The sequence below is a fragment of the Cupriavidus sp. 05T42 genome (assembly GCF_056396345.1).
In genome coordinates this window covers 52,144-76,614 of sequence record NZ_JBFTLH010000025.1, presented here as the reverse complement: position 1 = coordinate 76,614, position 24,471 = coordinate 52,144, and the positions used below count along the sequence as shown (strand labels likewise).

Sequence of the window (24,471 nt, the reverse complement as noted above, 5' to 3'; positions counted from 1 at the left end):
GAGGATGGCTACTACAGGAGCATTCCCGCGGCGACCGTCGTATCGGAAAGCTCAAGATCGCTCAAGCCTTGCAGTGACGCCGGACACGTGGAACTCGCCGGATGCATCGGCATCCCGGACGCCACGCAGGCAGGCATCGTCTGGTTCGGCTACTCCGACGTGCAATGGACGCGAAGCGTCATGGACGCGCACAGGGGGGCCGCCGGCAAGCCGCTGCGTGAACTGCATATGCGTGCCTTCGATGCGGGCGCGTGGGCCAAGGCGCACCAAACCTCACCAGGCAAGCCAGCCGGCAACGCCCGGGGCAACACGCCCCATGCGGTGCCGATCGGCGCCCTGGCCACCACCGTGGCCGACTACGTAGCTATCGCCAAATCGGCACCCATCGGCCCCCGCGCCTTCATGCCGCCTTCCGCGCCCAACTTTAGTGGGCGCGTAGGGCGAACCGATGCCACCCAATCAGCTTGTCGGCGTCGCAGCCCGGACATGCAGGCCGCGATCATCGCACTGGACGACCCCGCCGGCGTTGCGCAGGACCTCGCCGCCCTGATCCACTGGCATCAGGAGCGCTTGCTGGACACGTACGTGCCAGCCGGCAAATACGACAAGAAAAACGGCTACGGCAGCTATCCCACCACGCACCGGAATCTGGCTGCACTGGATGGTGCCATCAAGTCATTCCGGCAATCCAATGATGAGAAAGTGAAACTCGAGGTGTTCAGTACGGCGAATCACCTTGCGAACTACCTTGAGGGCAGCTACGAGTTTGCGAGGCAAGACACAGCGTCCCGCGGGGGAATGGCCGCACCGCCGGACACGCCGGAAGACGTCAAGAAAAAGCAGGAAATGGATGCGGCAATCCGCAATCCTTCCCCGCAGAAAGTCCAGTCTGCGCAGAACGAATCGTGGGGCAAATATCTGCGCCGCTTCAAGCCTGAACTCCATAGCGCGTGGCGCAATGAGTTCAAGACCTTGACTGACGCGCTGCAGGCCCAGCACGTGGAACCGCTGGCAAAGGCCCACGCCGCGTGGATGCGGAGCAACCTCCTCGCCAACAAGCTCGACTGCACGCATGACGGGAGCAATGCACTGAGCGGCGACGCATACGCGGAGACGTTGCAGCGCTGCATCGCCACAACGCAGCAAATCGAGGGCTGCGCCATGGTCTACGTCCAATGGCTCAAGGGTGACATCACCGATAGGAGCAATCTGCTACTCCGAGGGCTGGTATTGCGCCAGGACACACTGATCCGCGAGATGGCCGCCATGCCGCTGGACCCGGCAAAGTTGCCGTGGGCAACGCGGATGGATCAGTACCAGCAGCACATGCAGGCGCTGCTCAAGCCCGCCTGGGATGCGAAGGTAAAGGCGGCGATGGCGCAAGACGCGGTGGACAAGGCGAAGGCCGATTACGGCCGTGCATACGGTGAATTTATCTCGATAGCGGCACTGGAGGACCGGAATTTTGCGGACAATCCCTATTATCAGAAGGTGAAGGCAGCCCAGGAGCGTGTCAATGCCGCAGAGGAAAAAGCACGCGCCGCGAAGCAGGAAAYCAATGGAAAGCTGCTACCGGACTCCGTCGCCAGCTTGCTGGTTCACGTGGCCGCTCCAATCGCCACGGCCYTGCGCGAATACAACAACAACGCCGCCGAGCGCACGCTCGCACGCTGGATGGCGATTATCGGCGTGACGATGCGCACGCCGGTGGGCGTGATCGATGTCAGCGGCAAGGCAGGGGACACCATCAAATTCCTCGCCCAGACGTTCGTCGGCAATCTCGTTGAGGCAGGCAAGCAAAGCGCCAAGCCGCTGAGCAACGGCCAGATCCGGCAGCTGACGGCATACGCCGAACGGCAGGTGGTGGGAAGCTTCGCCAGCGGCAATATCGGGGCATTCAACACGGCCATTGCGTCCAAGGCTGTGAAAGCGAAGATTGCCGTGTTTATCACTGACGACATGGAAAGGACGCTAGCGAACATCAAGGACCCAACCAAGAAAATCGCCTGGCTGGTCGAACATGTGAAAACCCCAAGGAGCCTGCACGAATACGGCGTACTGAGAATCAGCCGCTCGATCCCGATTTTCGGCGCGGTATCGATGGGAATCCTGGCCGCCATCGACGCCGTGTGGAAATTCGCGGGCTGGGAGCAGATGCTGCAAGCCGAAGCGAAGGCGTTGTCGTTCCAGAAGACCTGGACGCAGGACGTGCGGGTGAATCTGGGGTACGGGTTGTATGTGGGGGCGCTGGCTGCGGGCGCGGCGGCGGTGGTGCAGGTGTATGGGACGTGGAGTAATTTGTATGCGACGGGGATGGTGAAGCGGGTGACGGGTAAAGCGTTAGCGGCACGTGCAGGGATTGCGCTGCGGGTGGCGGGTGGACTGATGGCGGTGGTGTCTGGGGTGGCGGCGGCGATGGACCTTGTGGACGGCTTTCAAAGCTTGGGTCGCGGGCAATGGATGCTCGCGGCACTGAAACTCCTGTCAGGGGCCGTTGGAATTACTGCAGCCGTCGCCGCATTCTGGACCCTCTTCCCGCCAGCTGCCAGCGCGACAGTGATAGGGGGCCTCAGTTTAACTGTATGGGGCTTGGTGTTAGCTGTTGCGCTGGTTGCATTGAGCATAGCGATCAACCACCTTAGGGGTGACAACTTCGCGCAGTGGTTAGAGCGCTGCTATTGGGGCAAGCTCACGTCAGGTCGCTACACCGATCCGGCCACAGAACAGTCCGATTTCACTCGCGCAATGGCAGGAGCATGATGTTTACGACGAGCAAAAAACAACGCCCGCTGAATAATATGGATCATGAATGGCACTTGGCGGTCCATAAGCGAGAGGCTGACCCACATGCATCGGCCCGTGCGATTCGGATGAATTCGACCTACCTGGAACTAGTCGACGGGCTATACCCGAATCGCGGAGGGATGAGCGCCGCCGGACTTCTCGGCGTCGGTGTGAGCGTATTCGTCTTAGTTGTACTGATCCGTACTGTAATCGTTCGTTACCTGGATCCAAGCTGGGACAGGCAGGACGAATCTGAAATGCTGTGGGCTATATTTATTTGCGTGGTCGCCTTTTCACTTCTCATCGCCGGCATAGTTGCCTTCAACCTCAAGATCGGCGAGTGGTTTCACTACACACATTATCCAATGCGTTTCAACCGGCAGAACCGTATGGTCTACGTTTTTCGCGGCGACGACACAGTTCTTGCGGCGGCATGGGACGACGCGTACTTCACCTTGCGGGTGAACAGCCGAATATTTGGAGTACGCATATTGGGCATCTGTGGCCTTGTGCTGAAGGACAAACAGACCGTCGACGAGATGTTCGTAATCGGCTATGCCTCGCCTAGCCGAGAGCACTGTCTCCGTCATTGGGAGTTCATTCGCCGCTACATGGAAGAAGGCCCGCAGTCTGTGATTGACGCGCCGGGTTTCGAGTTTTGCTTGCCGATTGCAGACAAGCGGGAAACCCTCTATCAGGGCTGGATAGCATTGGTGTCCATGGACGCTTCGAACCCTATCCTCCGGTGGTTCATGTCCCCATTCCACGTGTTCTTCTTCCTTGGCCGTCTCATCCACCGCGCCACAAGCAAAGTGCCACTCTGGCCCGCCGATGTCGAAGCCGCCTGCCGGATCGCGCCGAGCGATCCGTACGTGCGGGATTCCAGTACGAACCCGAAGGGGTATCGCTGAAGCGCCCTAGGGGAACCAGAGGGAGGGTTACATCCCGTAATACGGCCGATTCGCCTCGATTCGGGCGCGCTCAGACTCGGGGAACGCCCCTTCGGCGAGCAGCCGGATCAGCGCGGCGCGGCCTTGTTCCTGGGCGCCGATGTAGTAGGCGCAGACCGTCAGCTCGTCCAGCGCACGCCAGCGGTAGACCGAGGTATCGACGAACAGCGCGTCGGCGGGGAGCGGCATCGCCGCCGCCTGCTGGGCGTAGAGGTGCCCGAGCGCGTATTCCCCGCGCTGGCGGTGCCAGCGGGCCAGGTCGCACAGCGGCTCGGCGCGGGTGGGGCGGGCCTGATAGGCGGCCAGGTAGGCCGCGGTCACCGTCTCGGCCGGCGCGCCGTCCAGCGCGAGCATCGCCGCGCACTGGTAGGTGGCGAACCACTGCTCCTCGTCCCATCCCCCCATGGCGGCCCGCGCGCGGTAGTGGCGCAGGGCGTCCGCCGGCCGGCCAGCGTCCCGGCAGCTTTGGGCGAGGTAGAAACGGTAGCGCGTGTTGTCCGGGGCGTCGGCCACGGCGCGCTCCAGCACCTCGATATCGCGCAGATAGGTGTTCGGGTCGCGGGCCCGCGCGCCGTCGCGCGAGACCACGATGGATGGGCCCTGCAGGTCGTCCCAGACCGCCGGGGTATCGCAGGTCAGGTATTCGTGGATCACCCCTTCCCAGCGCCACGGCACCCCCGCCCGCACCAGCGCGTTGCGCTGGTACTGCCAGCCGCTCAGTTCGCAGCGCAGCCGGTAGCCATCCGTGCCGAGCGCCGGCCAGCGGAAGCCGTCCGGCACGCCCAGCATTTCGTCGGCATCGATGAACAGGATGTAGTCGTCCGGCTGGCACTGTGCCCGGGCCAGTGTGAGCGCCTCGTTGCGGTTGTGGGCGAAGTCGCGCCAGGGCCGCTCGTGCACCGCGCCCGGCAGGCCCGCCATGCACGCGGCAATGCGCTGCTGCGTGCCATCGGTGGAGCCGGTATCGACGATCAGCCAGCTATCGATCCATGGGCGCACGGACGCGAGGCAGCGCGCGATGACCGGCGCCTCGTTCTTGACGATCATGTTCAGGCAGATGCGTGGCATGGAGCTTGGGGTGGGGTGGGTTGGGTGGCGCATCTTGCGGCCACGGCGGTGTGGGCTGCCGTGGCCGGAGGCGGTGCTGCTGCCGTCAGATGTGCTGCGGGAACAGCCCCTCGGTACAGATCATATAGGTCAGGTTCGCCGGCGCCTGGCCAGTCAGGTTCGGCAGCGCGAAGTTCGTCGTGCCGTCGCCGCCATACGTGGTGCCGATGAGCGAGAACAAGGCCGTATAGGTCCAGATCGGCAGGAGCTGGCCCTTGGCGACCATGCCGCCCAGCTCGTAGTTCTCCGGGTAGGGCAGGGCGGTCAGCCAGACCTCGCCGAGCGTGCACACGCCGGTTGCGCCGTCCTGGCCTTGATTGCCTTGCGGGCCCTGGGCACCGGTTGCGCCGGTGGCACCCGTTGCACCGGTTGCCCCCGTGGCGCCGGTCGCGCCCGTGACACCCGTAGCACCAGTGTTGCCGGTCGGGCCTTGCGGGCCGGACGGGCCGGTGATACCCGTGGCGCCGGTGGCCCCCGTGGCACCCGTCACACCAGTGGGGCCTGCCGCGCCAGTGGTGCCGGTGGCACCCGAGGGGCCGGAGGCGCCGGTGCTGCCCGTCGCCCCAGTCGCACCCGTGGCGCCAGTCGGCCCGGTTGCGCCCGTGGCACCCGCGGCGCCAGGACTGCCCACATCGCCACGCGCCACGTCCTGCGAGATCGCGCCCAGCGAGGTCTGGCGGGCGGCCAACTGCATGGCGAGGGCTTCGAGCTTGTCGTCATAGGCATCGCCAAACACCGGCTTGAACGGCTGGTTCAGCAGGTTCAGGCCGCTGGTGTCCACGCCCAGGTTGACCAGACGGGCGCGCACGAGGGTGAGCACCGAGGCCAGGTTGGACTGCATCAGGCTGGCCAGCGTGGGGTTGAACGCGTTGAACACCGTGCCGGTGTCGGGGTTCTGCGCGGCGCCCGCGACCACCAGTTCCGTGATCGGCGTGATGTTGGTCGTGCCGGGACCTTGAATGTAGGAATGCAGCGTCAGCCCGGCGGGGCCGGTCACGCGCGCCACGCAGGGCAGCGCCAGACCGGCGGACGACACCGACCATGCACCGTTGGCGTCACTCGTGGTCGAGGCCGTGCCAGCGGCGCAGCGCAGATCGACGGCGCCGTTCTGGACCGGCGCGCCGGTGGCCGCCGTGCCCGAGAGCGTGGCCGCCGCCGGCGCAGCCGCCGCTGGGGCGCTGGTGCCCGCATCGTCGCCGCCGCCGCAGGCGGTCAGCAGTTGGGCCGTGGCCATGGAAAGGGCGAGCGCCCACCGGTTCTGTTTCATCGTATTMCCCTGAATGGCGCGTMGCCGGCGTGTGAGTTGCCGGTCCGGAGCCTGTTATGTATCGAACGTGTGTTGAACGGAAAGGCCGTGACCAAACGGCCGTGGCGTGCGCCGGGTGGAGCCACCCGTCACGCCGGGCGTGATGATATGTCAACAAACCCGGAATATCTGCCACCGATAAGGGGCAAGTGCGGAGTGCTGGGACTTGCGGGAGGTCGGGGGATGCACATGCGGGGTGTGTGACGTTTAAGCCTCCTGTCACAGCCCCGCATGGCTATTGCGGATTAAAAGCTGCTCAGACCGTGCCCATCGCCGGGTCGGTGATGGTGTGCTGGCCGGTTTCCACGCGGCCGGCAAAGCGGCGGTAGTACGCGCTGTCRTGCGGGGTCGTCACGGCGAAGTCGTACCACTGTCMGCTGTCCTTCAGCGACCAGTGCAGCGTCTGCGTGCCGCCGGCAGCCACCGTGGCTTCCCACGGACCGTCCGTGCGATAGGCCAGCGGGGCCACGCGGAAGGTGCAGGCGGCCTTGCCGGTGTTCATCAGGTCGACGTAGACGTCGCCATTGGCGATGTCATAGCAGACGCGCACCTCCGCCACACCGAGCGCGCCGCCCAGCACGGTCGTATCGCCCTTGAAATGGCGATGGAAACCGTTCGGGCCGAGCACCCACAGGTCGTACTGGCCCGGCGCGGCGGCCGACGTGCTCCAGCTATCGGACAGATTCTTGCCTGCCTCCACCATGTAGCGGCGCGGAATGCTGTTCAGGTCGTTGCGGTCGTACACGTGGAACACGGCCGCCTGCGTGCCCGAGTTGGCGAACAGGATCTCCACCTGGCCGTTCACATGGGCGCGCGCGCTGGCGTGCAGCTCGTAGGGCAGGGCGCGCGACGGACGCGTGCCGGTGGCCTGCTCCGGCAGGTTGATGTCGGAGGGCACCGGCACGGCCGGCAACGCCTGCTGGGCCACGCGCAGGGCGTCCGCCGCAGCGCGCGAGCCGCGGCCGGCGAGCGTGGGCAGCGCCTCGCTGTTCGGCGTCTTGAAATTGAACGCCGAGGTCAGGTCGCCGCAGACCGCGCGGCGGAACGGGCTGATGTTGGGCTCCTGCACGCCGAAACGGGCCTCCAGGAAGCGCAGCACCGAGGTGTGGTCGAACACCTGCGAATTGACCCAGCCGCCCCGGCTCCACGGGGAAATCACGAACATCGGCACGCGCGGGCCCGGGCCGAACACGCGGCCATCGCGGGCCGGCTGGCTGGTGCTGCCCACCGGCGGCGACTGCGTGTAGTACTCGGCGGCCATGTCGGCATCGGTCAGCGTGGTCTTGCCGGCCAGCGTGCTGTCGGCATTGCGCGACGGGGCGGACGGCGACGGCACGTGGTCGAAGTAGCCATCGTTCTCGTCGAAGTTGACCAGCAGCACGGTCTTGCTCCAGACGTCCGGATTGGCGGTCAGCGCGTCCAGCACTTCCTGGAGGAACCACGCGCCCTGCACGGGCGTGGACGGCCCCGGGTGCTCGCAGTAGATCGACGGCGCGTTGATCCATGACACCGCCGGCAGCTTGCCATTGGCGATGTCCTGCTTGAAGGCGTCGAGGTACTGCTCCGGCTGGGTGCCCGGCAGCGTGTTGGCCACGCCCTTGTAGAGCGGATTGGCGGCGTTGTCGGTGGCCGCGTCATAGGCCTTGTACGGCACGGCCTGCCCGGTGTTGGTGTACGGGGCGCCCGGCGAGCCGCCGCTGGACACCGGGAAGCCCGAGTTCAGGTTGGCGCGGCGGAAGGTCTGGAACGCGCCCAGCATGTTGTCGCCCCATTCGTCGGGCATGTTCTGGTAGCTGATCCAGTTGATGCCGGCTTCCTCGAGCCGCTCGGCGTAGGTCTTCCATGTGTAGCCGATGTTGGCGTCGGCGGCCACGCCGTTGATGGCATCCCACTCGTTGTTCACGAAGGCCCGGTTCAGCGGCATCGCGCCGTTGGTGCCGGTCATGTGGAACGAGCGATTGGCGTCGGTGCCGGTGTGCATCGCGCAGTGGTAGGCATCGCACAGCGTGAAGGCGTTGGCCAGCGCGAACTGGAACGGGATCTCCTGTTCCTTGAAGTAGCCCATCGACGTGTCCGTCTTGGCCACCGGCCAGCGCGACATGCGGCCGTGGTCCCAGGCGGCCTGGCTGTCCGACCAGGCGTGCGGCGTGCCGGCCGTGCGCTGGGCGTTGTTGGCGGCGCCGTTCAGGTGGTACGGCGTGATCAGCGAGCCGTTGGTGCGCGCCTGCTGCCAGACGTTGCGGCCACTGGGCATGGGGATGGTCAGGCGGTCGCCAAACCCGCGCACGCCGCTGAGCGTGCCGAAGTAATGGTCGAACGAGCGGTTTTCCTGCATCAGGATGACCACGTGCTCCACATCGGCGATGGTGCCGGTGGCGTTATTGGCCGGAATGGCCAGCGCGCGGCGGATGCTGGGCGGAAAGGCGGCCAGGGCGGCGGCGGAGAAAGCCGTGCCCATGCTCGCCTGCAAGAACTTGCGGCGGGAGATCATTGTTCGGGTTCTGGAGTGTTGGAGAGAGGTGCCGTCAGGGACGGTCAGGGCGCGCAGCGCTTGTCCGGGGCCGGCGCGGAGGCGGGCGGCGGATCGCCGGCGGGCGGCTGGCTCGGGCTGGGCTTGTTGTCGTCGCCGCCGCAGGCGGCCAGCAGCAGCGCGGCAAGGCACGCGGCCGCGAGGGCGGTCGTCAAACTGGCTTGTTTCATGGGGTCAGGGCTGGTTGGATCGGGTCTGCCACATCAGCAGACCCGCAAGCCTATGTGTCAGGAATGACACAATCGTGACCTTTGCTGCATTAGGGTGATCTGTGCAGCACGCGGGGGAGACGCCTACAACGGTCCTCGAAGTGACTTGAGTCCCACCCAGATCACGCCGATCACCACATTGATCGGCACGCTGAGCACGCTAKGGACGTAGAAGATGGCCGACAGCGCGGGCGCGCTCATCATGGATTCGGCGATGCCCCCGAGGGCGAACAGGATCAGGCCGCACCAGAGCCAGCGCCGCATATAGGTGGGCAGCCAGTGGGCGCGCGACTGGTTGAAGCGCCACGCCGCCGCGCGCTCGAACAGGTCGCCCCGGCTGGCGTCCTTGAACAGCCAGCCGAAGAAGAAAAAGCGGTACAGCAGCGTGCGAAACGCAAGCTCTTGCATGATGCGCGGGGCAGCCGGGCTGCCAGGTTGCCGATTCAAGAAAACGGGGCTTCCTGACGTAATAGGCCGAATAGGCGGGTTTCGCAATATGGATGCGAGCCCGGGAAAACGGCGCCCCAAAATGGGGACCGGGTTGGGCTGCAACCCGGGTTTTCCCCGTGGGCGTTACGCCCGCTAGTCCCCCCATTTGGGGACAGTCAAAACGTGACAGCGCTGTTACAGTCGCGCGCAATGCACCGGTCAACAAGGCCGGGCGAAACATCAAAAAAAACGGGTTGGGTCCATGTTTTCACACTTCTCCGCCGGCGCACGCGCGTTCGGCGTCGCCTTGCTTGCCGCCGCGGTGCTCACCGCCTGCGGCTCCGATGACAACACCACGCCGGCCCCCTCGGCCACGCCAGCGGCGACCAGGGTGGTGGTCGACACGACCAGCGCGCAGCCAGTGGCGGGCGGCACGCTGACGCTGAAGGCGACCCTGCTGGCCGCCGATGGAAGCGAGGTCAAGGGCGCCAGCTTCGCCTGGACATCTTCGGACGAGTCGGTCGCCGTGGTCACGGCGGCTTMGGACAAGGCGCCGGCCGGGGTCTCGGCCTCGGTCTTCGTCGGTACCTACGCCACGGTGCAGACCCGGAATGCCGGGGAAGTCGATATCACGGCCACGGCGACGCTGGCCGATGGCAGCCGCGCGACGTCCGTCACCCATCTGGTGGTGCAGGCCGCCCCGGCAAAGTCCTACACGCTGACCCTGTCGCCGTCGAATCTGACCGTGACGGCTGGCGCAGCGGCGCAGACGGTGTCCGCAGCCGTACGGCGCTCGGATGGTGTCGATGGGATCGCCGACCTGACCAACTGGTCGTGGACTACCGGCGACGCCACCTTCCCCGTGACGACGGCAGCGGACGGCCATTCGGCGCAAGTCAGCAGCCCATCCTCGGCCACGTTGGCTGGCTCGGCGGTGCTCGCCGCCTGCGCGGATGCTCCCACCGGCACCCGCCTGTGCGCCAATGCCGCGCTGGCTCGCCCGGCCACGCCGCCGCCGCCCACCTACACCCTGGGTGGCACGGTGTCCGGACTGGCGGCTGGCAAGAGCCTGCTGCTCGCAGGCCCCAATGGCGATTCGCTGGCGATCAGTGCCGACGGCGCGTTCACGCTGCCCACCGCGCTGGCCGCCGCCTCGGCGTACAGCGTCACCGTGACCGGCCACCCCGCCGGCCAGACCTGCACCGTGCAGAACGGCGTAGGCACCATCGCCGCCGCCAATGTCACCAACGTGGGCATTACCTGCGTGCAGGCGCAGTTCGCGGTGGTGCCAAACAGCATGGGCTCGACGATTTCGGTCTATCGGATCGATCCCGGCACCGGGGCGCTCTCGGACGTGCCGGGCAGCCCGTTCACCACCACGCGGCCGGTCACCGACATCGCCTTCCTGCCGGACGGGTTGGTGGGCTATGCGGTTATGGCCAACGACAGCGCGGTCGAGGCCTACCAACTGAACCCTGCCACCGGCGCGCTGAGCGTCATCCCCGGCACGAACATGCCGACCGACCCGGGTCCGGAGGTCGTCGCCGTGCACCCCTCGGGCAAGTGGCTGATCATTGGCGCCGGCCGGTCTGTCATGCCGTACAGCCTCGACCCCGTCACCCACGCGCTGTCGCTTCGGCTTGGGTATATCAGCGGCGACCTGGCAGGCCGTACGTCAGGGATCGCCGTGTCGTCGGACGGGCAGTATGTCTATTCGGTGAACACCGGGACCGGCGAGATCTGGTCCATGCCCTTCGACACGTCGCTGGGCAACCTTGGCTTGCCCAGCGTCAGGCAAACGACTGGCTTGGGTACGCGCGGGGCGGCGCTGTCGGCCGATGCGAACTTCCTGTACTTCGTGGGCATKACCGCCAACCTGCTTGGCGCCGGCGTGATCGATGCTGTCAACCGTGCCGTAGGCGCGATCGGGTTCTCCTCCTCGGGCATGTTCCAGCCGACCGACGTCGTCCTCGCCCCGTCGGGCCCGTTTGCCTATGTCTTKACCGGGGGGGCGCTCACCACCAATCAAATTCAAGTGGTTCGGCGCGATCTCACGACGGGTCTGATTGACCGGGACCTGGGGGCCACGCCGACTGGCGTCAATGGGCAACGCCTAAGCATGGATCCGAACGGCCGCTTCCTGTACACGCCGTCTTTCGTCGGCCTGGTGTACGGCTTTGCCATCGACGCGACCACTGGCCTGCTGACGCCGGTGCCGGGCAGTCCGTTCCGCACGGGTATCGGCAATATCGGCATGGCCATTGTGCAGCCGACGCCATAAGCCAGTCGGCTCCCCACCATTCAAGACAACTACGGGTCAGGTTTCATGTTCCTTCGTCTTCCTGCCGGCGCGCGCTCGCTCGGCATTGCCTTGCTTGCCGCGGCGGTGCTTGCCGCCTGCGGCTCCGATGACAACGCCGCGCCGGCTCCCTCGGCCACGCCAGCGGCGACCAAGGTGGTGGTCGACACCACCAGCGGCGCGCCGGTGGCTGGCAGCAGCTTGACGCTCAAGGCGACGCTGCTGGGTGCCGATGGTAGCGAGGTCAAGGGCGCCAGCTTTAGCTGGACGTCTTCCGATGAATCGGTCGCCGTAGTCACGGCGGCTTCGGACAAGGCGCCGACGGGGGTCTCGGCCTCGGTGTTCGTCGGCACCTATGCCACGGTGGAGACCCGGAACGCCGGGGAAGTCGATATCACCGCCACGGCCACACTGGCCAATGGCAGCCGAGCGACCTCGGTCACCCATCTGGTCGTGCAGGCAGCACCGGCGAAGTCGTACACGCTGACGCTGTCGCCGTCGAACCTGACCCTGACCGCTGGCGGGGCGGCGCAGACCGTGATCGCAGCCGTGCGCCGCTCGGATGGGGTCGATGGGATCGCCGACCTGACCAACTGGACTTGGACCACGGGCGACGCCACCTTCCCCGTGACGCAGGCAGCGGACGGCCATTCGGCGCAAGTCAGCAGCCCATCCTCAGCCACGCTGGCCGGCTCCGCCGTGCTGGCAGCCTGCGCCGATGCCCCCACCGGCACCCGCCTATGCGCCAATGCCGCGCTGGCTCGCCCGGCCACGCCGCCGCCGCCCACCTACACCCTGGGTGGCACGGTGTCCGGCCTGGCGGCTGGCAAGAGCCTGCTGCTGGCAGGCCCCAATGGCGATTCGCTGGCGATCAGTGCCGACGGCGCGTTCACGCTGCCCACCGCGCTGGCCGCCGCCTCGGCCTACAGCGTCACGGTGTCCGGCCAGCCTGCCGGCCAGACCTGTGCCGTCCAGAATGGCAGCGGCACCATCGCCGCCGCCAACGTCACCAACGTGGCGATCACCTGCGTGCAGGCCCAGTTCGTGGTAGTGGCCAACCGCGGAGACCGGACCCTGTCGGTCTATCGGATCGACCCCGTTACCGGCGCGCTGGCCGCCGTGCCGGACAGCCCGTTCCYGACGGTGAACCAGGTCAACGACATCGCCTTCCTGCCGTCCGGCCGGGTGGGCTATGCGGTGATGGTGGATAACAACACGATCGTCCCCTTCCAGCTGGATGCCGCCACCGGCAGGCTGACCATGATTGCGGCGGCGAGTGCCCCGACGCCGCTCGCGCCTCAGGTCGTCGCGGTGGATCCGACAGGCCGGCATCTCTATGTCGGCGGCCTAGGTACGCTGGCGAGCTTTGCCATCAATCCCGTGACGCAAGCCGCGGAGTTGACGTCAAGCCTGTCCCCAGGCGGATCGGCCAGTGCGGGCGGGGTCGCGGTGTCCGCCGACGGGCAGAACGTCTATGCCACGAGCATCGCGACGGACGCGTTGTGGCACGCTCCCGTCAGTGTGGCGACGGGCTCCCTTACGTTCGCCTACACCCGATCATCGCTTGGCTCACGGCCGATGGGGACGGCCCTGTCACGCGATGGCAGCGCGCTGTACTTCGCTAACCTGGACACCAATAGCTTCGGTAGCTGCACGCTCGATGCCACAGGGGCGATTACGAGCGTCATGGACATGCTGATTGGGGTGTCGCGTCCCATCGACGTCGCTGTCACGCCGTCGGGCCAGTTTGTCTATGTCCTTGGTACAGGGAGCAACAATATCCAGACGATGCGGATCGACCCCATGTTTGGCCCCTTGCCGCTCGCCATCACGCCCGCCAGCATCAGCGGCCAGCGTCTGCGGATCGAGCCGAACGGGCGCTTCCTGTACACGCCGTCCCTCAACGGCACGCTGTACGGCTTCGCCATCGATGCAGGCAGCGGCGCGCTGACACCGGTGCCAGGCAGTCCGTTCGCCACGGGCAACGTCAACGCTGCCATGGCGATTGTCCAGCCGGCGCCATAGGCCAGTCGGATCAAACCATTCCAATCACATTACGGGGTCGGGTTCCATGTTCCTTCGTCTTCCTGCCGGCGCACGCGCGCTCGGCATTGCCTTGCTTGCCGCTGCGGTGCTCACCGCCTGCGGTTCCGATGACAAGGCCGCGCCGGCCCCCTCGGCCACGCCAGCGGCGACCAAGGTGGTGGTCGACACCACCAGCGGCGCGCCGGTGGCTGGCAGCAGCTTGACGCTCAAGGCGACCTTGCTGGCCGCCGATGGGAGCGAGGTCAAAGGCGCCAGCTTTGCCTGGACGTCTTCCGATGAATCGGTCGCCGTAGTCACGGCGGCTTCGGACAAGGCGCCGACGGGTGTTTCGGCCTCGGTCTTTGTCGGTACCTACGCCACCGTGCAGACCCGGAATGCCGGGAAAGTCGATATCACCGCCACGGCGACGCTTGCCGATGGCAGCCGCGCTACCTCGGTCACCCATCTCGTGGTGCAGGCAGCGCCGGCCAAGTCATACACGCTGACCCTGTCGCCGGCAAACCTGACCCTGACCGCTGGCGCGGCGGCGCAGACCGTGACCGCAGCCGTACGCCGCTCGGATGGGGTCGATGGGATCGCCGACCTGACCAACTGGTCGTGGACCACCGGCGACGCCACCTTCCCCGTGACGGCAGCGGCGGACGGCCATTCGGCACAGGTCAGCAGCCCGTCCTCGGCCAGGCTGGCCGGCTCGGCCGTGCTGGCCGCCTGCGCGGACGCCCCCACGGGCACTCGCCTGTGCGCCAACGCCGCGCTGGCGCGTCCGACCGCGCCGCCGCCTACCTACAGCGTCGGCGGTACGGTCACCGGGCTGGCGGCGGGCAAGAGCCTGACGCTTTCCGGCGTGAATGGGGATACGGCGGTTGTCAGCGCCAACGGCGCCTTCACCGTCTCCAGCGGGCTGGCCGATGCCACGCCCTACAACGTCACCGTGTTCGCCCAGCCGGCCGGCCAGACCTGCACGGTGCAGAACGGCAGCGGCACCATCGCCGCCGCCAACGTCACCAACGTGGCGATTACCTGCGTGCAGGCGCAGTTCGTGGTGGTGCCCAATAACATCGATCTGACGATTTCGGTCTATCGGATCGATCCGAATACCGGCGTGCTGGCCGCCGTGCCCAACAGTCCGTTCCCGAGCGTGAACCAGATCAACGACATCGCCTTCCTGCCCTCGGGACTGGTGGGCTATGCGATAGCGGGGGACAACAGCACGGTCGTCGGATTCCGGCTGGACCCGGTCACCGGCGCGCTGKCGGCCATCCCCGGGGCGACGGCCCTGACCCTGCCGGGTCCGGAGGTTATCGCCATGCACCCGTCCGGCAAGTGGCTGTTTGTTGGTGGGCTCGTATCCGTGGCAACGTATGGCATCGACGCCGCGACGTACGCGCTGACGCCTTCGACCACGCAGCCGAGCGGCATGTCGAGTGTCACGACGGGGCTCACCGTGTCCCCGGACGGCCAGTATGTCTACGCGATGAACGCCATGCCGGACCTGCTCTGGAGCATGCCTTTCGATGCGATGACCGGTGTCCTGTCCACGCCGAACACCGCGCCGAGCCTTGGCGCCCGGCCGGGCGGGGGCGCCGTGTCTGCCGATGGCCGTTCCCTGTTCTTCGCGAACCTTTTCAGCAATTCGCTCGGCATCGGCCTGATCGACACCAGCACCGGGATGGTTGCGGCGGTCGCGGACTTCCCGACGGCCGCGGCCGGGCCGACCGATGTCGCGCTCGCGCCTTCGTTCGCCTATGTCCTTGGCTCGATGAGTAACAGCATCGAAGTGTTCCGTCGCAATCTCGCGACGGGGTTGGTCGACTTCAGTGTCGGGAGCACGCCCGCCAGCGTCACCGGCCAGCGCCTGCGGATCGAACCGAACGGCCGCTACCTCTACACGCCGTCCTACACGGGGCCGGTGTATGGATTCGAGATCAATGCGACGACTGGCTTGCTGACGCCGCTGCCGGGCAGCCCATTCGCCTCGGGCAGGGGCAATGTCGGCATGGCGATTGTGCAGCCTACGCCATAAATCGGCGGCTCGTTACGCTGTCCAGGCCTGCGCCGGGTTGCAGGCCAGGTAGCGCGCCGGTTCGGCAATCCCGAGCCGGGCGCGCGCCGCGTCCATCGGCTCGTGCAGCAGGGTTTCGTAGTCTTCCCCCAGCAGCCAGCCGGCACGGCGGCCCCGGCGGTAGCCTTCCAGCACAGCGCGGGCGAAGGCCGTGCTGCGCGAGACGCGCAGGCTTTTCAGGGCGGCGGCCACGGCGATGAAGGCCCAGCCGGTGCCGCCGGTCTGGGCGTAGCTGAAGGCCACCAGCGCCGCCTCGCCCAGGCTCTCATCGGCGCGATAGCCGGTCAGGACGTGCCAGATGTCGTGGATGTCCCGCGTGCGGCGCCCAAACCACAGATAGGCGTCCTCCATCACCGGCTCCTGGTTCAGGTTCGACACCTTGGCCAGTCCATCGGCGCTATAGCCGGTCTTTTCCAGAAATTGCCGATAGGCAGCGCCCACCGTGCCCGGCGCGAAGCTGGCGATAAAGGCCGGGTCGGTGAGCCGCTCGGCCAGTTCGATGCGCTGGTAGGCCAGCCGCCGCCCCTGCCGCGTACTGAGCAGGCGGCGGTAGTTCTTCGGCATGGCGGGGCCGTTCAGCGCCCGCATGATGAGGAAGACCTGCTCGGTGTCGTTGCCGTCCGCCAGCAGTTTGCGCACGGCGCGGAAGGCGGTGAGCAGGTCGCGCTGGTAGGGATCGGACGCAGTCGAGGGGGCGGGAGAGGGGGAAGCGGAACTGGCCATGGCAGGCTCCTCGGTCATCACGGGCAGGAAGGTCAGGCGGGCACCGCCGCGCGCAGGCTGGCGGCGGCGTTACGCACGAAATCAACACTGGMCTCGACGGCCGTCACCGGCAGCATATGCCCGCCGGCCACCAATGTCAGCCGGGCTGCCGGCAGCTTGGCGACCAGCGCCTCGCCGTTCTCGCGGTAATCGAGAATGCGGTCCTCGCGGCCGAACAGGATGCTGACCGGCATCTTCAGATCGCCATAGGTGGGCAGCAGCGGCGGCAGGCTGTGCGCCACGCCGTGCAGGTCTTCGGACGCCCCGAGGAAATGGCCGGGCCGCAGCCCCAGCAGGCCGCCGCCGCGCGTGGGGAAGTCCGCTGGCGCCGCGTCCGGGCCGAAGACGACCTCCATGACCTGCTCGCGGTTGCGGATCGACATCGGAATCAGCAGCGTCCAGGCGATCAGCTTGCGCATCAGCGCGCTCTGCATGGCCATCGCCTTGAACACCGGCGAGACCACCTCGGGCGGATGGGTGAGCGGGGCGATCAACGCCAGCCCGCCCACGCGCGCCGGGTGATAGGTGGCCAGCGCCAGCGCGATGGCGCCGCCGAGCGAATGGCCGACCACCAGCGGCTGCTCCAGCCCGAGATGGTCAATCAGCGCGGCGAGCGTGTCGGCCTGCGCGCGCAGGTCCGCCGGGGCGCCGGGCGTGCGGGTGGAGTAGCCGGCGCCGGGGCGGTCGACCGCAATCACGCGGAAGTCACGCGCCAGCGGCGCGATCATGCCGTAGTCGAAATTGGCGAGCTGACCGGCCAGGCCGTGCACCAGCAGCACTGGCTGCCCCTCGCCACGCTCCACCACGTGCAGGCGGGCGCCGGGCACCTCGACGAACCGGCCGGTGGGCGGCAGGGCCGCCTCGATCTTGCGTGCCGTGCGCCAGGTGAACAGGAACAGCAGCGCCAGCGGTACCAGCACCACTATCGCTATGACGAGTACGAAAATCAGCAAGGCATTCATGATTGGGCTTCGGCGAGGGGGTCTTGGGTGGGCATCGTGGTGGCCTGCGTGGTGTCGAAGCGGAGCACGCCATCGTCGATGCGGCCATGGCGGATCGTCAGCATGTCCATCAGATAATTCTGATACACGCGCCACGGCTTGCGGTGGCCCTGGCGCGGCAGCACGGCGGCGGCGCGCTGCACGTAGCCGGAACTGAAATCGAGGAAGGGCACGCGCTGCACGTCCGGGTCCACCTGCGGCAGGGCGTAGCGATGGCCGTGGTGATCCATGTACTTGAGCAGCCGGCAGACGTACTCGGCGGTCAGGTCGGCCTTCAGCGTCCAGGACGCATTGGTGTAGCCGAAAGCCAGCACCAGGTTCGGCACGTTGCTCAGCATCATGCCCTTGTAGGCGAGCAGCTCGGACGGCCGGCGCGGCTGGCCATCCACATGGACGGCGATGTCCCCGAGCATGTTCAGCTTGAGCCCGGTGGCCACCACCACCAGATCGGCCGGCAGCGTCTGGCCGGACTTCAGCACGATGCCATCTTCGGTAAAGCGTTCGATCTGATCGGTGACGATGGAGGCGCGGCCGTTACGGATCGACTGGAACAGGTCGCMATCGGGCACCAGACAGACGCGCTGGTCCCACGGGTTGTAGCGCGGGGTCAGGTGCGTGGMGGCGTCGAAGCCCGGCTGGAGCTGCGCGGCGGCCATGCTGACCAGCCGCTGCTTGACCTTCTCGGGCCGGCGGCGGGCGAGCTGGAAGAAGAACATCCCCAGCAGCACGTTTTTCCAGCGCGTGGCGCGGTAGGCMAGCCGCTCCGGCAGCAGGCGCCGCAGCTTGTTGGCGATGGCGTCCTCGCCGGGGCGGGTCACGATATAGGTGGGCGAGCGCTGGAGCATGGTCACGTGCGCGGCGGTGTCGGCCATGGCCGGCACCAGCGTCACGGCGGTGGCGCCGCTGCCGATCACCACCACGCGCTTATCGGCATAGTCGATCGACGGATCCCAGAACTGCGGGTGCACCATCTGGCCCCGGAAGGTTTCCTCGCCCGGGAAGGCGGGGCGGTGCCCCTCGGCATAGCTGTAGTAGCCGGCGCAGACGTAGAGGAAGCGGGCGCGCAGCCGCACGCGGACGGCCGGAGTGGTGTTTTGCGCACGTTCGGCGTCGATGGTCCAGCAGGCGTCGCGGCTGTCCCACGCCGCGCCCACCACCTTGTGGCCGAAGCGGATGTGGGGCGTGATGCCGGCTTCCTCGGCGGTTTCCTGGATGTAGCTGAGGATGGACGGGCCGTCCGCAATGGCCTTGGCGCCGCGCCACGGCTTGAAGCGGTAGCCGAGCGTGTACATGTCCGAGTCGGAGCGGATGCCGGGATAGCGGAACAGGTCCCAGGTGCCGCCCAGGGTGTCGCGGGCTTCGAGGATGGCGAAGCGCTTGTCGGGGCAGCGCTGCTGGAGCTGGCGGGCGGCGCCGATGCCGGACAGGCCGGCGCCGACGATCAGGACATCGAGGACTGCGTCATCGGGAGTGGGGGCGGTCATGACGGGCATCCGGATCTTGGGAGTTCTGACAACATAGGTTGTCAGACGCCATCTGACAATAGGGAATGTCATACTGGCGCCCATGACTGCCGAGCTGATCCCCGCCCGCCGCTATCGCGGCGCCGAAGCCGAAGAGCGGCGCGCCCAGCGCCGCGCCCAGCTGATTGCCGCTGCCGTGCAGGTCTACGGCGAGCGCGGCTACCAGAACGCCACGGTCAAGGCCGTGTGCGAAGCCGCCGGCCTGACCGAGCGTTACTTCTACGAATCGTTCGCCAATAGCGAAGCGTTGCTGCTGGCTTCGTTTGAAACGGTCACGCACCGGTTGCTGTTGCGCATCGAACAGGCGGGCGAGGATGCCGGGGGCGATGGCGAGCATCGCGCGCTGGCTATCCTGCGTGCTTATTTCGGCACATTGCAGTGCGAGCCCCGCTCGGCCCGGGTGTTCCTGGTGGAGATCCGGGGCGTGAGCCGGTTGGTGGACGAGGCGCTGGGGCGGTCCCTGCGCGAATTCGGCGGACTGCTCGCCCGGACGCTGCTGCCGGGTGCGCCCGAGCCCGATCCGATGCTGCTGGCCGGCGTGGCGGGCGGCATCATCCACGTGGCGCTGCACTGGATTCGTCACGAGCATGTGCCGGAGGTGGATACGGTGGCCGCTACCGCGCTCCAATTGGCGCTGGTGTTGAAACTGGGCGCGAGGGACTGAGCGCGTCCATCGGAATTTCTTGATTTATTTGCCTGAGGCAACAAATAATTTGCCTCAGGCAAATAAATCGTCCCCGACATGTCTCCCAATCCGCAAGTTCTTGCGCGCGCCGAAACCGTGCGCCGCTTCAATCGCTTCTACACCCGCCAGATCGGCCTGCTGCACGAGCATCTGCTGGAAAGCGAGTTTTCTCTCACCGAAGCCCGGATCCTCTACGAGCTGGCCCATCGCACGGGCCTGACCTCGTCCGACCTGTGCCGCGAACTGGGCCTGAACGCCGGCTACCTGAGCCGGGTGATCGCCGGTTTCGAGAAGCAGGGGCTGGTCGCCAAGACCCGCTCGCAGGCCGATGCCCGCGTCAGCGAGCTGGCGCTGACCGATGCCGGCCGGGCCACCTTCGAGGTACTGAACCTGGCCTCGCGCAACGAGGTGACCGCGATGCTGGGCCGCATGACCGAGTCCACCCAGCAGCAACTGGTGGACGCCATGACGCAGATCGAAGCCCTGCTCGGCGAATCGACCCCGAGCTACATCCTGCGTGACCCGCAGGCGGGCGACATGGGCTGGGTCGTGCGCCAGCAGGCGGTGCTGTACACGCGCGAGTACGGCTGGAATAGCGAGTTCGAGGCGCTGGTGGCGGAGATCGTCGCCAAGTACCTGCGCGACTACGACCCGAGCGCCGAGCGCTGCTGGATTGCGGAGAAGGACGGCAAGGCGGTGGGTTCGGTGTTCGTCGTGCGGCATGACGCGGAGACCGCCCAGCTACGCATGCTCTATGTGGATGCCAGCGCGCGCGGGCTGGGTATCGGCCATCGGCTGGTGGATGAGTGCCTGCGCTTCGCGCGCGGGGTGGGCTACAAGCGGATGATGCTGTGGACCAACGACATCCTGACCGACGCGCGCAAGATCTACGAAAAGGCCGGCTTCACGCTCGTGGAGGAGGAGGCCCACCACAGTTTCGGCAAGGATCTTGTCGGTCAGATCTGGGCGCGGGATCTGTGAGGGGCGACCCCTCGGCCATCGTCGCGGCCGCGCTGACTGGCATTCTGGTGGGCGCGGCGATGGTGTCGACCCGGGCGGTGTCGGCCGATGCGTCGCCAGCCACGTTGGCCTTCCTGCGCTATCTGATTGGCCTGTGCGTGCTGATCGGGCCGGCCTGGCTCGGCATGCGCGCCCGGACCCGCACCCGCTTTGCCCGGAAGGATGTGGCGGTGCTCGCCGGGCTGGGCGTGTGCCAGTTCGCCGTGCTGATCGTGCTGCTGAACCACGCGATCGGCGTGCTCTCGGCCGCCACCTGCGCGCTGGTTTTCTCGACCATGCCGCTGTTCACGATGCTGCTGGCCGTGCTGAGCGGGCAGGAGGCGTTCAGCCTGCCCAAGCTGACGGGGCTGGTTTGCGCCGTCTMGGGCGTGGCGGTGTTGCTGCATGGGGCGCCCCTCGGTGGCGTCGGCGGCGGCACACACCTTGGTGCGATGGCCGCGCTGATCGGGGCGACCGTGATCGGCGCCGTGAGCAGCCTGTTGGTTCGGCCCTTGCTGCAGCGCTATCCCGCCTTGCCGACCAGCGTGCTGGCGATGTGCGCGGCGGTGGTGTTCCTGCTGGCGCTCTGCGCGACGACCGGGCAGCCGCTGTGGCCGTCCCTGTCGTTGACGCAGTGGGGGCATGTCGCGTTTATCGGGCTGTCCAGCGGCGTGGGGTACTTTTGCTGGCTCTGGGCGCTGACGCGGCTGGAAGCGAGCCGGGTCGTCGGCTTCCAGGCGCTGGGGCCGGTGGCGGCGGCGGTGCTGGAACTGCTGGTGGGTCGCCAGTGGCCGTCGGGGTCGTTGCTGGTGTCGATTGCGCTGGTGGTCAGCGGGCTGCTGATCACCCAGCAGGGCCGCACGGTCGCGCGATCAGGTACCCGCCGCCAGCCGGGCCTGCTCGAGGAAGGAGCGGATCACGCTGGCCCCGGGCGACGTCCGGCGCCATAGCAGGCCGAAGCGGCGCGGCTCCGGCTCGATCGGCAGATGGAGCTTGGCGATATGGAGCCCGGCGGTCAGCGGCGAGGCGATGTCCGGCACCAGCGACACCCCGAGTCCACGGTCCACCATCATGGCGATGGCCAGCAGCGAACTCAGCTCGAAGCGCTCCTGCGCGGGCGTGATGCCGGCCCGGCGCAGGTAGTCGCTGGCCTGCTTGCCGCCGCCCAGGCTGCGGTCATAGCGGATCAGGGGCCGGGTGCGCAGGAGTTCGTGCGGATCGGCGTCGCGGTCCTGCGCCGGCGCCAGTACCACCAGCGGCTCCTGCCGCAGCAAATCCCAGGCGAAGGTCTTGGGAAGGGCGAAGGGCGGATGCAGGCAGACGGCGGCATCGAGTGATTCATCCTTCACCGCATCGAACAATTCGTGGGACAGCGCCGAGCGGATATGCACCGACACCCCGGGGTGCACCGCCGCGAACCGCGCGAGCGCGTCCGGCAGCAGGCTGTGCAGCGCGGTGTTGATCGTGCCGATGCGCAGTTCGCGTACGGCGTCCGCCTGATTCACCCATCCCCTCAGTTCATCCACTTCCCGCAGCAGGGTCACGCAGCGCTCCGCCAKCCGTCGCCCGGACTCGGTGGGCGCCACGGTACGGCCGGCCCGGCCCAGCAACGTGGTGCCGAGTTGCCGCTCCAGCACCTGGATCTGCTGCGAGATCGCCGCCGGGGTCACATTGAGCCGCCGCGCGGCTTCCGCCAGCGTGCCGGTTTCTACCACCAGCGCGAAAGCCTTCAGGTAAGCGGTTTCCATAGAATTTCTAATGTACGAACGTAGTAAAGGATAGTTTATCTTTTTCATCGGTTCGCGGACACTGCCTGTCACCCCCACGGAGATACGGTATTCGCCATGAGAAGCAAGCTGTTCGTGCCCGGTTCACGCCCCGAGTTTTTCGCCAAGGCGCTGGCGAGCGATGCCGACGCGCTGTCGTTCGACCTCGAGGATGCGGTGGCCCAGGAGAAGAAGGGCGAGGCCCGGGCGCTGCTGTCCGGCTTGCTGCGCGCCGCCGAGACGCGCGCCAGCACCAAGACGCTGATCGTGCGCGTCAATGGTCTCGATACGCCACATTTCGAGGCTGATCTGGCGGCGGTGGTCGTGCCGGGTTTGCATCTGGTGAACCTGCCCAAGCCGGAAAGTGCCGATGACGTGCGCCGCGCGGCGGCGGCCATCGACTGGGCCGAACGGGCCAATGGGTTTGGCGATAGTGATGCGAAGGTTGGACTGCTGCTGAATATCGAAACGCCCCGGGCGCTGCGGCTGGCCGCCGAGCTGGCGGGCGCCCATCCGCGCGTGGCGGGCCTCCAGCTTGGGCTGGGCGACCTGTTCGAGCCGGCTGGCGTACATCGACGCAATACGGCGGCGATTGCCTCCGCCATGTTCGCCGTGCGGATGGCGGCCGCCGAGGCCAATGTCTATGCCTACGACACGGTGTTCGCCAATATCCGCGACACCGAGGGCTTCCGCGCCGAGGCCGAGATGTCCCGCCAGATGGGCTTCCTGGGCAAGAGCTGCATCCACCCGAGCCAGATCGCGCTGGCCAACGAAGTCTACCGGCCGTCCGACGAGGAAATCGCCCACGCGCTGCGCGTGGTGGTGGCTGCCGAGGAGGCGGACGCCAAGGGCGTGGGCGCCTATGTGGTGGACGGCAAGATGATCGATCCCCCGTTTGTGCGCCGCGCGCAGGCGATTGTCGAGATTGGCCGGAAGCTTGGATTGATCGCCGCCTGATCGGATTCCCCGCAGTATCTATATAAAAAACACACAGGAGACAAACACCATGACGAATCCATCGTCGCTGCGTGCCGTGGCATGCCTTGGCCTGACGGTTGCTGCAACGGCCGCGATCTCTGTGCCGGCTGTGGCCGTCGCCGAGGGCGCCTACCCCTCCAAGCCCATCACCCTGATCGTGCCGTACCCGCCGGGCGGCTCGAACGACATCTTCGCGCGCATCGTGGCCAAGGAGATCGGCGAGGAACTGAAGCAGCCCGTGGTCATCGACAACCGCCCCGGCGCGAGCGGCAACACCGGCACCGGCCTGGCGGCCAAGGCGGCGCCGGACGGCTACACGCTCGTCGCGGTGTCCTCCAGCATGACCACCAACGCGGCCATCCAGAGCAAGCTGCCGTTCGACGCCGTGAAGAGCTTCGCGCCGGTGGCGATGGTGGCCCACGGGCCGTTCATCGTGGCGGTCAGCAATGACTTCCCGGCCAAGACGCCGCAGGAGCTGGTCAACGCCATCCGCGCCAATCCGGGCAAATACAACTACGCGTCGTCCGGCCCGGGCAGCGTCAACCAGTTCGGCACCGAACTGCTCAAGGCGCAGGCCGGCAAGCTMGCCATCACCCACGTGCCGTACCGGGGCATGGGCCCGGCCGTGACCGACCTGATCGGCAACCAGACGCAACTGCTGATCTCCAGCGGGCCGTCGCTGCTGCCGATGGTGCGCGCCGGCAAGGTCCGCGCCGTGGGCATCACCAGCCTGAAGCCCAGCCCGATTGCGCCGGATCTGGTGCCGATGGCCACCGCCGTGCCCGGCTACGAGTTCGAACTCTGGTGGGGCTTCCTGGCGCCGGCTGGCACCCCGCCGGCGATTGTCGCGCGGCTCAACGCGGCGGTGAATCAGGCGCTGGCCAAGCCCGCCGTCAAGGAGGCGATCCTGAAGGAAGGCGCCGAGGTCACGCCCGGCACGCCGCAGAAGTTCGCCGAGACGATTGCCGCCGATGTGACCCGCTGGAAGGCGCTGGCCAAGCAGCAGAACATCGTCGCGGATTGAGTATTTAGAGA

Annotated in this window: 19 protein-coding genes; 10 read left to right on the top strand and 9 right to left on the bottom strand. The window is 67.1% G+C overall.

The window, feature by feature from the left end; translation table 11 throughout:
• Both AC1EJR_RS24615 and AC1EJR_RS24610 read left to right on the top strand, forming a co-directional pair.
• Positions 1–2,760, top strand: a 2,760-nt coding sequence (locus AC1EJR_RS24615) for a T6SS effector BTH_I2691 family protein (RefSeq protein WP_477147700.1), incomplete at its 5' end; no start/stop codon positions are given.
• A complete protein-coding gene (locus AC1EJR_RS24610) occupies positions 2,757–3,695 on the top strand; it encodes a DUF6708 domain-containing protein (RefSeq protein WP_477113790.1) in 939 nt (312 codons plus the stop codon). The genes AC1EJR_RS24615 and AC1EJR_RS24610, both read left to right, overlap by 4 nt.
• Before the next feature lie 27 nt (positions 3,696–3,722).
• On the opposite strand, the gene AC1EJR_RS24605 is transcribed toward AC1EJR_RS24610, so the two are convergent.
• The 5 genes from AC1EJR_RS24605 to AC1EJR_RS24585 form a co-directional block, all read right to left on the bottom strand.
• Positions 3,723–4,802 (bottom strand): glycosyltransferase, encoded by a 1,080-nt coding sequence (locus AC1EJR_RS24605; RefSeq protein ID WP_092296484.1) that lies wholly within the window; start codon positions 4,800–4,802, stop codon positions 3,723–3,725.
• Between the two features lie 85 nt (positions 4,803–4,887).
• Positions 4,888–6,108, bottom strand: coding sequence for a phage tail protein (locus AC1EJR_RS24600; RefSeq protein ID WP_441593180.1), 1,221 nt, complete (start codon positions 6,106–6,108; stop codon positions 4,888–4,890).
• 295 nt (positions 6,109–6,403) lie between these two features.
• Positions 6,404–8,638: a phosphocholine-specific phospholipase C gene (locus AC1EJR_RS24595; RefSeq protein WP_477147699.1), complete on the bottom strand. Its 2,235-nt coding sequence runs from the start codon at positions 8,636–8,638 to the stop codon at positions 6,404–6,406.
• Between the two features lie 44 nt (positions 8,639–8,682).
• A complete protein-coding gene (locus AC1EJR_RS24590) occupies positions 8,683–8,847 on the bottom strand; it encodes a hypothetical protein (protein ID WP_177219952.1) in 165 nt (54 codons plus the stop codon).
• A 123-nt stretch (positions 8,848–8,970) separates the two neighbouring features.
• On the bottom strand, positions 8,971–9,294 hold the full coding sequence (locus tag AC1EJR_RS24585) for a hypothetical protein (RefSeq protein ID WP_477147698.1): 324 nt from the start codon (positions 9,292–9,294) through the stop codon (positions 8,971–8,973).
• A gap of 283 nt (positions 9,295–9,577) precedes the next feature.
• On the opposite strand from AC1EJR_RS24585, the gene AC1EJR_RS24580 reads away from it, so the two are divergent.
• Genes AC1EJR_RS24580 through AC1EJR_RS24570 form a run of 3 tightly spaced genes read left to right on the top strand, consistent with a single transcriptional unit; the run spans position 9,578 to position 15,683 of the window.
• Positions 9,578–11,596, top strand: coding sequence for a lactonase family protein (locus tag AC1EJR_RS24580; protein WP_477147697.1), 2,019 nt, complete (start codon positions 9,578–9,580; stop codon positions 11,594–11,596).
• Between the two features lie 45 nt (positions 11,597–11,641).
• Positions 11,642–13,639 carry a lactonase family protein gene (locus tag AC1EJR_RS24575; protein WP_477147696.1) on the top strand — a complete coding sequence of 666 codons (1,998 nt, stop codon included), beginning with the start codon at positions 11,642–11,644 and terminating at the stop codon, positions 13,637–13,639.
• Positions 13,640–13,685: 46 nt separating this feature from the next.
• On the top strand, positions 13,686–15,683 hold the full coding sequence (locus AC1EJR_RS24570; protein ID WP_477147695.1) for a lactonase family protein: 1,998 nt from the start codon (positions 13,686–13,688) through the stop codon (positions 15,681–15,683).
• Between the two features lie 12 nt (positions 15,684–15,695).
• Here the strand turns inward: AC1EJR_RS24570 and AC1EJR_RS24565 are convergent, their stop codons facing one another.
• From AC1EJR_RS24565 to AC1EJR_RS24555, 3 genes are read right to left on the bottom strand one after another with little or no spacing between them, the layout of a single operon-like run.
• The gene (locus AC1EJR_RS24565; RefSeq protein ID WP_092296463.1) at positions 15,696–16,445 is read right to left on the bottom strand and encodes a Coq4 family protein; all 750 of its coding nucleotides are present in this window, start codon (positions 16,443–16,445) and stop codon (positions 15,696–15,698) included.
• 32 nt (positions 16,446–16,477) lie between these two features.
• Entirely contained in the window at positions 16,478–17,446 is a 969-nt protein-coding gene (locus AC1EJR_RS24560) for an alpha/beta fold hydrolase (RefSeq protein WP_477147694.1), read from the bottom strand.
• Entirely contained in the window at positions 17,443–18,969 is a 1,527-nt protein-coding gene (locus AC1EJR_RS24555; RefSeq protein WP_477147693.1) for a flavin-containing monooxygenase, read from the bottom strand. The genes AC1EJR_RS24560 and AC1EJR_RS24555 overlap by 4 nt, the downstream gene beginning before the upstream one ends.
• A gap of 73 nt (positions 18,970–19,042) precedes the next feature.
• Between AC1EJR_RS24555 and AC1EJR_RS24550 the strand changes: the two genes are divergently transcribed.
• The 3 genes from AC1EJR_RS24550 to AC1EJR_RS24540 all read left to right on the top strand — a co-directional run bounded on the left by AC1EJR_RS24550 (position 19,043) and on the right by AC1EJR_RS24540 (position 21,642).
• Positions 19,043–19,672, top strand: coding sequence for a TetR/AcrR family transcriptional regulator (locus AC1EJR_RS24550; RefSeq protein ID WP_441644811.1), 630 nt, complete (start codon positions 19,043–19,045; stop codon positions 19,670–19,672).
• Between the two features lie 78 nt (positions 19,673–19,750).
• Entirely contained in the window at positions 19,751–20,674 is a 924-nt protein-coding gene (locus AC1EJR_RS24545; RefSeq protein ID WP_092296451.1) for a bifunctional helix-turn-helix transcriptional regulator/GNAT family N-acetyltransferase, read from the top strand.
• Entirely contained in the window at positions 20,671–21,642 is a 972-nt protein-coding gene (locus tag AC1EJR_RS24540; RefSeq protein WP_477147692.1) for a DMT family transporter, read from the top strand. Before AC1EJR_RS24545 ends, AC1EJR_RS24540 begins: the two co-directional genes overlap by 4 nt.
• Here the strand turns inward: AC1EJR_RS24540 and AC1EJR_RS24535 are convergent.
• Positions 21,565–22,440 carry a LysR family transcriptional regulator gene (locus AC1EJR_RS24535; protein WP_477147691.1) on the bottom strand — a complete coding sequence of 292 codons (876 nt, stop codon included), beginning with the start codon at positions 22,438–22,440 and terminating at the stop codon, positions 21,565–21,567. The two genes, AC1EJR_RS24540 and AC1EJR_RS24535, sit on opposite strands and share 78 nt — an antisense overlap.
• Before the next feature lie 96 nt (positions 22,441–22,536).
• On the opposite strand from AC1EJR_RS24535, the gene AC1EJR_RS24530 reads away from it, so the two are divergent.
• Complete coding sequence (locus AC1EJR_RS24530; RefSeq protein WP_477113787.1) at positions 22,537–23,415, top strand: HpcH/HpaI aldolase/citrate lyase family protein; 879 nt, start codon at positions 22,537–22,539, stop codon at positions 23,413–23,415.
• Between the two features lie 49 nt (positions 23,416–23,464).
• Positions 23,465–24,460, top strand: a complete 996-nt coding sequence (locus AC1EJR_RS24525) for a tripartite tricarboxylate transporter substrate binding protein (RefSeq protein ID WP_092296442.1) — start codon at positions 23,465–23,467, stop codon at positions 24,458–24,460.
• Positions 24,461–24,471: the final 11 nt, after the last annotated feature.